Genomic DNA, 9,859 nt, shown 5'->3' with positions numbered 1-9,859 from the left:
ATCAGCCACAATTTTGATCAGGTGCGACGGCTCTCCGACCAGATCTGGGTGATGCGTGCCGGCAAGATGGTGGCGACGGTGCGCTCGTCCGAAACCACCGGCAACGAGCTCGTGGCGCTGGTGACCGGCGCGGCGTGACAGCCGCGCCGCGCATGGAATTTGAAACAAACTAGCGAAGGAGTTCGCCGTGGCGCTGATCCGTGTCGGGCTTGTGGGTCTTGGAGAGGTCGCGCAATCGATCCATCTGCCGGTGTTGGCCGACCAGCGCGACCGCTGGGTCATCGCCGGCGCCCATGACGTTTCACCGAGCCTGGTGAAACTCATCACCTCGCAATACCCAACCGCCAAGGCCTATGAAAGCGCCGAGGCGCTGATCAATTCGCCGGATATCGACGCGGTCTTCGTGCTCTCATCGGACGACACGCACAGCTGCTTCGTCCGCGCCGCGATTACAGCCAACAAGCATGTCCTGCTCGAAAAGCCCGCCTGTCTGACGGTGCGCGAGATCGACGAGCTGATGGCGCTGAGCAAGGACTACGAAAAGACGATCTTCGTCGGCTACATGCGCCGCTACGCGCCGGCCTATCTGGCGGCGCGAGACGAGTTGCCGGCGCACGAAGACATCACCCACGTGCGCATTTTCGACCTGATCTCGGAAGGCCGGCATTTCCTGAAGAACAGCCAGAACATCCTCTATCCGCGGGACATCGACCCGGCGATCCTTTCGCGCGGTGCCGAGGAGCGCGACGCGCTGATCCGCGAGGTGGTCGGAAAAGACGCCTCGGCCGAGCTCGTGCGCGCCTATCGAGGCCTGACCGCGCTCTCCTCGCACCACATCTCGGCCATGCGTGGCTTGATTGGCGAGCCGCGGCGGGTGGTGGCGGCGCACCACACCAATGGCGGCGCCAACACCAGCGTCACCTTCGATTACGGCCACTTCGCCTGCCTCTATGACGCGGTGGTCGACGATCTCGGCCTGTTCGATGCCATGATCGAGGTTCGCTCCAACACCAAACGGGTACGGATCATCTACGACACGCCCTATATCCGCAGCCTGCCGACGCGCCTGGAGGTGACGGAGGCCGGGCCGCTCGGCCCAGTGACGAAGGCCTTCGGACCGCTCTATGGCGATGCCTTCTCCAACGAGCTGGAGACATTCCATCGCCACATCATGGAGGGCACCAAGCCGCTCACCGACCTGGCGGACTCACGGCGCGACCTTGCGCTGATGGCCGAGATCATCGCGCGGATGAGAGAGAGCGGCGGGAAATAAGGTCGCCAGCCGCGACATGCAGGGCAGTCAGGTCCGACCAGCTTGTCAGTGCGACGGAGATAGCGAGGGCATCATGCGGCTGCCCCCGCCAGAAGCATCAGCGATCGGCGCTTCAAGTCACCCTGCGTTCCTGAATTGGAAGCCGCTGAGCACTTGCTCGTCGGGATCGATCGGACCCAGATTCTTGACGATCCGGAATCGACCGCTCTGTGCCTGCGGGATGTCCATGTTCATGCGAACATGGTGTTGTCCGGGAACCATCTCGGCCGGACCGCCCGGGCCTTCGCCGATCCGCACGTGATCGAGCGCCTGTATAACCGCATCTCGCTCGACACTGCCTGCTTCCTTTACCGCAGCTTCCCACATCTTGATTGCCCGGTAATGTCCGGTGCACCCGCTGCCCGCGGTCAAGGTGGCGCCGCCTGGGAACCGCTCGCTATAGCGGCGCAAGAGCGCGCGGCCGAACGGTTCGTCTTGTTCCTGATAGTAATCGAGGCAGCTGTAGAGGCCCTCGATCTGCTCGGACGGCACCAGATTGAAGAAGTTCTCGTCGAAGTAAGTGCAGACGATTCTGCCGCCGCGTTTGCCGAAACCGGCCTTGTGCAGTTCTTCGAGGAATGGCGTCAGGCCCGGCGGGACAATGGTGTTGAAAATCACGTCCGTGCCGCTTGCCATGATCTGCTGCACCGTACGTCGGAAATCGACGGTGTCGAGCGGGAAATACTCCTCGCCGACGATCTCGCCGCCATTGGCGTGCACCGCCCGACTGGCGGCCTTGTTGAGCAGATGCGGCCAGATGTAGTCAGCCGACGGCAGATAGAACCGCTTCGCTCCGGTGCTCTTCATCAGCCATGGGATCAGCGGATCGACCTGCTGCGCTGGCACGGGGCCCGTGCAGAAGATCAGGGGATCATTTTCCTGTCCCTCATACTGCTCGTATAGATGTAGAGCGTCCTGCCCCGCGTGACCGCCTCGCTTTTGATGGCCAGGCGGGTCGAACTGTAGATACCGCCGACGACCACATCGACCTTCTCGGCATCGACCAGTTTCGCGGCCTTTGCCTTGGCGACACTGTCGGTGGTCTCGCCATCCTCGATGACGAGTTCCACCGGCCGGCCGAGCAGGCCGCCTGTGGCATTGACATCGTCGACGAGCATCGTGGTGAGGTTCGCGTTTGCGATGCCCATGAAAGACAATGGGCCTGTCAGTTCGGCGATGAGGCCGATCTTGATGGGTTTCGGATCCATTTGAAATCTCCGATCACGGGTTTCGTGTTCTGGATTTTGCCGGACGCGCCGCCGCCGACGGCAGGCGACGCACGGCGCGGACCTCAGGCCTCGTAGTGGCCGAGCAGCAATGCCGCCTGCGGCTTGCCGACATGGCCGGCTTCCTGAAGGATCGCCGGCACCTCCGGATCCGACACGAAATTCTTCCAGCCCTCGGCGTCCCAGTCGAAGATCGCCCAGACGCGGTCCGGTTCGCTCGGGTCGCGGAACACGGTTGCGCCGTTCGAGCCGTGCAGCCGGCGCTTGTCGGCGCCCTTGGTTGAAAAGATGCGGATGAAGTGGTCGACGTCGGCCACCTTGGTCGTTGCGAGAAGCATCGGATTTCCTCCTGTCGGTCGCGGCCCCCATTGGTCCGTCGACAGGATCACGATGCGCGCCTCGCAGCGGGCGCACATGGGGTGAATTCCCTATGCCGGCATTTCACCCGGCCGGACAAGGCCGTGCTCGACCGCATAGAGCGCGGCCGCGCCACGGGTGCCCACGCCGATCTTGCCATAGACAGCCTGGATGTGATGGTCTGCGGTCTTGGGCGAGATATCCAGCTTCCGAGCCACTTCCTTCGCCGTAAGCCCGGCGGCGATCAGGCGCAGCACCTCGATTTCGCGCGGCGTCATGCCGGCCAACGCCTGCGGCAAGGCCCGGCGCGACTGCTGCCCGGCGAATGACAACACGGCTTCGGCGGCGTCGGGGCAGATACAGCCGTCACGAACAGCCGCGCGCAGCTGTGCCGCCGCCGCTTCGCTGGACAGCGCCTTGCGGTGCGCACGTTCCTCGCGTGACGTTTGGAAGGCTTCGGCAGCGGCCAATATCCTCGCCGCCGGGGAGAGGTCGGAGCCGCCGACCTTGCGGTGATATCCCGAACCATCCAGGCGTTCGTGATGACGCAGCACGAGCGCCCCCATCGCATCGCCGTCATGGCCGAAGGAAGCCAGAGCCCGCTCGCCGTAATAGGCATGCAGTTCCGCCGCGTCGCGCTCGCGCACCGACAGCGGACCGTTGCGCATCCAGGTCGCCACAGGCACTGCGAGCTCTCCGATGTCATGGATGCAGCCCGACCAGCGCAGCGCGCGAACATCGGCGGCGGGCAGACCGATCCTTGCTCCGGCGCCCGCGGCCAGCTCCGACACCATCCGCGAATGGCCCTGCGTAAATGGCATGCGCATGTCGATCATGTCGGCGATGGCGAGGAACGCCTCGTCGCAAGCCCCTTCGTCCAGCGTCACGGGCGGATCCGGCTCCAGCGCTAGAATTGTCTCGCGGTCGATCGTAGCGCCGATACCCCGCATCAGCATCGCGGCGTTGGCCGAGACGAGCCGCGCCAGATCGGCCTCGTACGGGCCGTCGGCACGACTGCCGATGGTCTCGGCCATCCCGTCGATGCCGACGGCATCGCTGAGCGCGATCGCATCCTGCGCCAGTGTGATCAGGCGCACGGCGGGCGGAACCTCCTCGCCGCTCAGTCCACGCGGCAGGCCCTTGCCGTCCCAACGCTCGTAGATCTGTCCAAGGTTGCGCCGGATTTCGTCGGAGAGACCGAGGCGTTCGCCGATCCGCTGCGCCACCTCAGGCAGGACCTGGTTGAGGGTGTGCGATGACAGAAGTCTCGATACGCCGCGCAGACTTCATGATGGTCCTCGCTTATGCCTCGGATCTTACTCGGCGCACCAAATCGTCAAATGTCGACAGTGTCTCAGCTGAAATTTTCGACGTGGACAAACCAGCCTTGACGAAACCCTCTTATACCAGCAAGCCCTAATGTAGGTAAGCGTTTGATTTCCTCGCGGATATCAGCCGCTTCCGACTATCGCGATGGAACTGAAGCATGTCTCCCGAAAGTGGGAACTGGCTTCGGGATAAAGACATGCGCAAATCAAAGACCAAAGCGCATGGAGCGAATCCGAAGGATCGCGACGCGCTTTAAGTCGCGATTGAGGCGCATCGAACTGGTCGGGGATATAGATTTGTTCTTAAGCGAGCCCAGTCCAAGGAGCGTCTCGCGGTATTGCAACCGGCAATATCAGCCGTCCGATTCCGACCGACATCTCGGCTACGCTTGAAACCGGCGCGATAATCGTATCGCCTGCCGGCTGGCCCGATGGCGTATCGGCCATGCCTCACCCGTCGGGAAACGTCCCCGGCCAGAGGGCCTCGGCTATTCGGCCGCAACCCGCTGACCGCCAGCGCGGCGCAACAGCGCATAACCCGCCTCCTCGACCGCCTGCGCGGCGCGTTTGCGGATCGCTTCGGACACGAGAACGCCATCGGCGAAATCCTTGTCCGTCGCGTAAACCCCCGTCGGCAAGGCAAGCGCCTCGAAGAAGCCGAACAGCGGCCGAAGCTGGTGCTCGACGATCAGCGCGTGCCGCTCGCCGCCGCCGGTGGCAAGCAGCAGCACCGGCTTGCCCCTGAGCGCGGCTGGGTCGAGCAGGTCGAAGAAGTGCTTGAACAGGCCCGTATAGCTGCCCTTGTAGGTCGGTGATCCGACCACCAGCACATCGGCATTGACGACCTTGTCGAGGACGTCGCGGCCCTTTTGATCGAGATCTCGCGCCCATTTGGCGCTGCCGAGCGAGGCGCCGACATCCTCGATGTCATAGGTGCTCGCCGACAGATTGTTGCGGACCGCGATATCCCTGACGACGTGCTCGACGAAGCCGCGCGTCTTCGACGGCCGGGTGAAATTTCCGGAGAAACCGACAACGGTTGGATTGGGCATGCTGTGGCACTTTCTCGGTATGTCGACGACCAGGGTCCAATGTCTATATTTTTTATAGACTCCGACCCGTCTTAGAAGGAACCGTCGACCCTTGGAGGGCTCGCCGCCGAACAATTTTTCCATGGATCGAACAGATTATGGATACCGACGGCGAGACGCGCATAGGCAGCTTGCCGATCAGCAGGGGAAAAGGACGCAAGACATCGGGCGCCATCCTCTCTTCAGCCCTGCGGATTAATCTGCGGCAGGGCGGCGGCGAGCGAACGCTCGAACGCATCGACCAGCGCGTCGACCTGGGTCTCGGTGATGATCAGCGGCGGACAGAAGGCGATGGCATCGCCCATGTTGCGCGAGATCACGCCATTCTGCTGCAGGAAGCCGTTGACCAGCGCGCCGAGCACCGCCGGCTTGCCCCAGGGCGCCTTCGTCGCCTTGTCGGCCACGAGCTCGACCGCGGCGATGAGGCCGACGCCGCGCACCTCGCCCACCAGCGGATGCGAGGCAAGCTTGCGCAGCCTTGCCTGCAGATGCGCGCCGACCTTGCGCGCATTGCCGACGAGGTCGCGCTCCTCGATCAGCTTGATGTTCTCCAGCGCGACCGCCGCGGCGACCGGATGACCGCCGCCGGTGAAGCCGTGACCGAAAGTTCCGATGCGGTTGCTCTCGTCGGCGATCGGCTCGAACACCTTGTTGTTGATGAGCAGCGCCGAGATCGGCAGATAGGAGGACGAGATCTGCTTGGACAGCACCATGATGTCTGGCTTGATGCCGAAGGTCTGCGAGCCGAACATTTCGCCGGTGCGGCCGAAACCGCAAATCACCTCGTCGGCCACCAGCAGGATGTCGTATTTCGACAGCACCGCCTGGATCCTTTCCCAGTAGCCGGCGGGCGGGACGACGACGCCGCCGGCGCCCATGATCGGCTCGCCGATGAAGGCGGCGATCGTTTCAGGCCCTCGGCGAGGATGAGCTTTTCCAGCTCGTCGGCGAGCCGGGCGGAAAACTGTTCCTCGCTTTCGCCGGGCTCCGCGTCGCGCCAGTGATGCGGCGTCGACGTGTGCAGGATGTTGGCGATCGGCAGATCGAAGGAGAGATGGTTGTTCGGCAGGCCGGTCAGGCTCGCCGAGGCGATGGTGACGCCATGATAGCCGCGCTTGCGGCTGATGATCTTCTTGCGCGCCGGCTGTCCGAGCGCGTTCGAGCGGTACCAGATCATCTTGATCGCGGTATCGTTGGCCTCGGAACCGGAATTGGTGAAATAGGCCTTGCTCATCGGCGCCGGCGCCATCTGCACCAGCTTCTCGGCCAGGTCGATCAGCGGCGCGTGCGCCTTCGAGCCGAAGTCGTGGTAAAAGGGCAGCTTCGACATCTGTCTTGTCGCCGCTTCGACCAGCCGCTTTTCCGAGAAACCGACGGCGACGCTCCACAAGCCCGCCATCGCCTCGATGTAGCGATTGCCGGCAATGTCCTCGACATAGACGCCGTCGCCCTTTTCGATCACCAGCGGACCGGTTTCCTGGTGCTTGCGCGCGTTGGTGTAGCCGTGCATGTGGTAGCGGATATCGCGGGCTTCGGGGGAATTCGGTCTGGCGTCCATCATGGTGGGGTCCTGTCTTGGGGTCCAAAGCGGAAATAGGACGAGCTTCCTCGTTGAGAAATCCGAAAGTTCCGCGTTGCATTGTCACGGCTGATGCCTCATCGCGAAGGCTGGTCGCAAGAGCCGCCAAGCCGGTTATCGATAGCGCCAACAAGCCGCGACAGTCGCGGAACTGATGGCGCAGCAGGGTTAGCACATGGAACAAGTCGACTGCATTATCGCGGGCGCAGGCGTGATTGGTCTGGCGGTCGCGCGCGCATTGGCCGCCAAAGGTCTCGACACGCTTGTCCTCGAAGCCGCGGATGCCATCGGCACCGAGACGAGTTCGCGCAATTCGGAAGTCATCCATGCCGGGATCTATTATCCGCAAGGGTCGCTGAAGGCCCGGCTCTGCGTCGCTGGCCGCAACATGCTGTATCGATACTGTGCGGAACGCGCGATCCCGCATCGCCGCGCAGGCAAGCTGATCGTCGCGAGCGACGAGGCCCAGGACCCCGTGCTCGCCACGATCCAGGCTGGTGCCGCTGCCTGCGGCGTCGACGATTTGCGCTTCGTCTCCGCCGCCGAAGCGCAAGCCCTGGAGCCGGCGCTTCACTGCACCATGGCGCTGCTTTCGCCGTCCACTGGCATCATCGACAGCCACGCGCTCATGCTCGGCCTGCTCGGCGACGCCGAGGACAACGGCGCGACGCTGTCGCTCAACACCCGCATCGTCTCGGGCCGCGTCGAGCCGGGCAGGATCGTGGTGCGGACGATGGACGCGGCGAGCGGCGAGCAGTTCGAGATCGCCGCGCCGCGCCTTATCAATGCGGCCGGCCTGGGCGCCGTCGCCTTGGCAGGCTCGCTCGAAGGATTTGGTCGGCAATTCCTGCCGGCGCTTCGCTACGCCAAGGGCAATTATTTCTCGGTTGCCGGGCGCGCACCCTTTTCACATCTTATTTATCCCGTGCCTGAGCCCGGCGGGCTCGGCGTCCATCTTACGCTCGATCTTGCAGGCGCCGCACGCTTCGGACCGGACGTCGAGTGGACGGACACGATCGACTATCGCGTCGATCCGGCGCGCGGTGAGCGCTTCTATGCCGCAATCCGCAAATACTGGCCCGATCTGCCCGATGGCAGCCTGCAGGCGGGCTATAGCGGCATCCGGCCGAAGCTCTCAGGCCCAGGCGACGCCAACAGCGATTTCGTCATCCAGGATGCCGCAACGCACGGCATCGACGGCCTCGTCAATTTGTTCGGCATCGAAAGCCCCGGCCTGACTGCCAGCCTGGCGATCGCCGAGCACGTGATGTGCATCGTCGCGCCCAAGACGGGCTGACGACGCCGCGGCGTCAAGACGCGGCGCCCTGGCACTCAATGCCGGCGCCCACGTCCAACGAGGCGGTATCTGAAGCGATCGCGCACGAACTCGTTGAAGAATTGGCCTTTTGAGAAAGCTGCCTTGAAGGCCATGTAGATCTCGGGTTCCACATCCTCATAGTCGTAGCGGTCGCCGCTCGGAACGAACCATACCGAAAGGACTCGCCGCGACGGATCGTAGTGAATGTTCTGGATTGCGGTGGAAGGCATGGCCGGCATCCTGCTTCCATCCTAACCCTTCACGCATCTTCCAGGTTCCGCGGGCCGTGAGCGGCCTTGCACACGTGCTCCGATCGCCTATCTGAGCCGCATGTCATCAGCCAAACGCCCGACCAGGGAGAGCGCCCGCCAGGGCGATCTCTTTGGTGCGCCCGCGCTGCCCGCAAACCTCCCCGAAGGCTTCTCCTACAAGCCGGAACTGATCACCCGTGACGAAGAGCACGCACTGGTCGGCCATATCCGCGGCCTGCCTTTCAAGCCGTTCGATTTTCACGGCCATCCAGCCAACAGGCAGGTCGTCGGCTTCGGCCTGCGCTATGACTATGAGCGTCGCCAGGTGCTCGAAGCGCCGCCCATTCCGGACTTCCTGCTGCCGCTGCGCGCCAAGGTCGCCGAATTCGCGGGCATCCCGGCGAGCGAATTCGCGCAGCTGCTCATCAACGAATATCGCCCGGGCGCCGGCATAGGCTGGCATCGCGACAAGCCGCATTTCGAGCTGGTCGCCGGCGTCTCCCTGCTGGCGCCCTGCAGTTTCCGGCTGCGCCGCAAGAGCGGCGCGGCATGGGACCGTGAAACGATCGACGTCGAGCCCAGGTCGGTCTATCTCATGGCCGGCCCGTCGCGAAACGAGTGGGAACACTCCATCCCGCCTGTCGCGCAACACCGCTACTCCGTCACCTTCCGGACGATGCGCGTCTCTTAGAGCATTTCACCGTTTCACGGAAACACGAACCGCTCTATCTTTGTTTTTGAAGCAATTCCGGCCGCAAAACCGCTCACACTCTTCCTGGAATTGCTCTAAGTCGCCGCTGTCGCGGCTTTCCTGGAACCATCACCCGGCCCCGGGGGTTGTGTCGTCAGATTTCGAGATCGAAAGGAAAGACGATGCGCACCTTGACCATGGTCCTGACGCTGTCGGCAATGGCATTGGCGCAGCCCGCTTCTGCTCAACGCGCCGATCCGCAGCCGCCGCAAGCCCCGCCTCCTGCTCAAGAACCCATTCCAGACCAGCCGCAGCCCGGCCAGCCGCAGCCCGGCCAGGACCATGCCGCCCAGAACGTCACCAACATCATCGTGGTGGCGATGGAGGACCTGCCTTCGGAAGTGAAGGCGCAGGCGGAGGCCATAGTCACCAGGACGACGGCCAAGGAGCTGGCCAAGCTGCAGAACTCGGTCGATGCCTCGCCCGAGGCGACGTCGGTCCTGCATGCGAACGGACTGAATTCCTCGCAGGTCGTCGCAGCCAACATCGACGGTGACGGCACGCTGACGCTGGTCATCCAGACGACGGCCTGACCTAAAGCATGTCTCCCGAAAGTGGGAACCGGTTTCGGGACAAAGGACATGCGCAGAATCAAGAACCTAAAGCGCAGGGAGCGAACCTGAAAGATCGCGACGCGCTTTAGAGG

Annotated in this window: 8 protein-coding genes and 2 pseudogenes; 4 read left to right on the top strand and 6 right to left on the bottom strand. The window is 63.5% G+C overall.

The features are described 5' to 3' along the window. The first annotated feature begins 187 nt into the window (after positions 1-187). Positions 188-1,273 (top strand): Gfo/Idh/MocA family oxidoreductase, encoded by a 1,086-nt coding sequence (locus EOA28_RS13210; RefSeq protein WP_128314940.1) that lies wholly within the window; start codon positions 188-190, stop codon positions 1,271-1,273. A 117-nt stretch (positions 1,274-1,390) separates the two neighbouring features. Here EOA28_RS13210 and EOA28_RS13205 read toward each other — a convergent pair. The 5 genes and pseudogenes from EOA28_RS13205 to EOA28_RS13185 form a co-directional block, all read right to left on the bottom strand. Continuing rightward, positions 1,391-2,460, bottom strand: a pseudogene (locus EOA28_RS13205) (substrate-binding protein). Positions 2,461-2,603: 143 nt separating this feature from the next. Further along, positions 2,604-2,876: a hypothetical protein gene (locus tag EOA28_RS13200; protein WP_027024197.1), complete on the bottom strand. Its 273-nt coding sequence runs from the start codon at positions 2,874-2,876 to the stop codon at positions 2,604-2,606. Positions 2,877-2,966: 90 nt separating this feature from the next. After that, positions 2,967-4,121, bottom strand: coding sequence for an HD domain-containing phosphohydrolase (locus EOA28_RS13195; RefSeq protein WP_245463379.1), 1,155 nt, complete (start codon positions 4,119-4,121; stop codon positions 2,967-2,969). A 590-nt stretch (positions 4,122-4,711) separates the two neighbouring features. Further along, the gene (msuE, locus tag EOA28_RS13190; protein ID WP_127249168.1) at positions 4,712-5,275 is read right to left on the bottom strand and encodes an FMN reductase; all 564 of its coding nucleotides are present in this window, start codon (positions 5,273-5,275) and stop codon (positions 4,712-4,714) included. A 221-nt stretch (positions 5,276-5,496) separates the two neighbouring features. After that, positions 5,497-6,872, bottom strand: a pseudogene (locus EOA28_RS13185) (aspartate aminotransferase family protein). A gap of 196 nt (positions 6,873-7,068) precedes the next feature. Here EOA28_RS13185 and EOA28_RS13180 point away from each other — a divergent pair. Continuing rightward, positions 7,069-8,190: an NAD(P)/FAD-dependent oxidoreductase gene (locus EOA28_RS13180; RefSeq protein WP_127249167.1), complete on the top strand. Its 1,122-nt coding sequence runs from the start codon at positions 7,069-7,071 to the stop codon at positions 8,188-8,190. Between the two features lie 35 nt (positions 8,191-8,225). Here EOA28_RS13180 and EOA28_RS13175 read toward each other — a convergent pair whose 3' ends face one another. Then, the gene (locus EOA28_RS13175) at positions 8,226-8,441 is read right to left on the bottom strand and encodes a KTSC domain-containing protein (RefSeq protein ID WP_126064441.1); all 216 of its coding nucleotides are present in this window, start codon (positions 8,439-8,441) and stop codon (positions 8,226-8,228) included. Between the two features lie 100 nt (positions 8,442-8,541). On the opposite strand from EOA28_RS13175, the gene EOA28_RS13170 reads away from it, so the two are divergent. Further along, a complete protein-coding gene (locus EOA28_RS13170) occupies positions 8,542-9,153 on the top strand; it encodes an alpha-ketoglutarate-dependent dioxygenase AlkB (protein ID WP_127249166.1) in 612 nt (203 codons plus the stop codon). A gap of 182 nt (positions 9,154-9,335) precedes the next feature. Further along, positions 9,336-9,746: a hypothetical protein gene (locus EOA28_RS13165; protein WP_127249165.1), complete on the top strand. Its 411-nt coding sequence runs from the start codon at positions 9,336-9,338 to the stop codon at positions 9,744-9,746. The last annotated feature ends 113 nt before the right edge of the window (positions 9,747-9,859 follow it).

Source organism: Mesorhizobium sp. M2A.F.Ca.ET.067.02.1.1 (assembly GCF_004023285.1).
Lineage (GTDB): Bacteria > Pseudomonadota > Alphaproteobacteria > Rhizobiales > Rhizobiaceae > Mesorhizobium.
Note: the sequence above shows the minus strand (reverse complement) of the source record. Positions and strands in the feature narration are given on the sequence as shown.

Bases quoted from the DNA above. Each gene is read 5' to 3' on its own strand.
- EOA28_RS13200 (WP_027024197.1), bottom strand. From the start codon at position 2,876: ATGCTTCTCGCAACGACCAAGGTGGCCGACGTCGACCACTTCATCCGC.
- msuE (WP_127249168.1), bottom strand. From the start codon at position 5,275: ATGCCCAATCCAACCGTTGTCGGTTTCTCCGGAAATTTCACCCGGCCG.
- EOA28_RS13180 (WP_127249167.1), top strand. From the start codon at position 7,069: ATGGAACAAGTCGACTGCATTATCGCGGGCGCAGGCGTGATTGGTCTG.
- EOA28_RS13175 (WP_126064441.1), bottom strand. From the start codon at position 8,441: ATGCCTTCCACCGCAATCCAGAACATTCACTACGATCCGTCGCGGCGA.
- EOA28_RS13170 (WP_127249166.1), top strand. From the start codon at position 8,542: ATGTCATCAGCCAAACGCCCGACCAGGGAGAGCGCCCGCCAGGGCGAT.
- EOA28_RS13165 (WP_127249165.1), top strand. From the start codon at position 9,336: ATGCGCACCTTGACCATGGTCCTGACGCTGTCGGCAATGGCATTGGCG.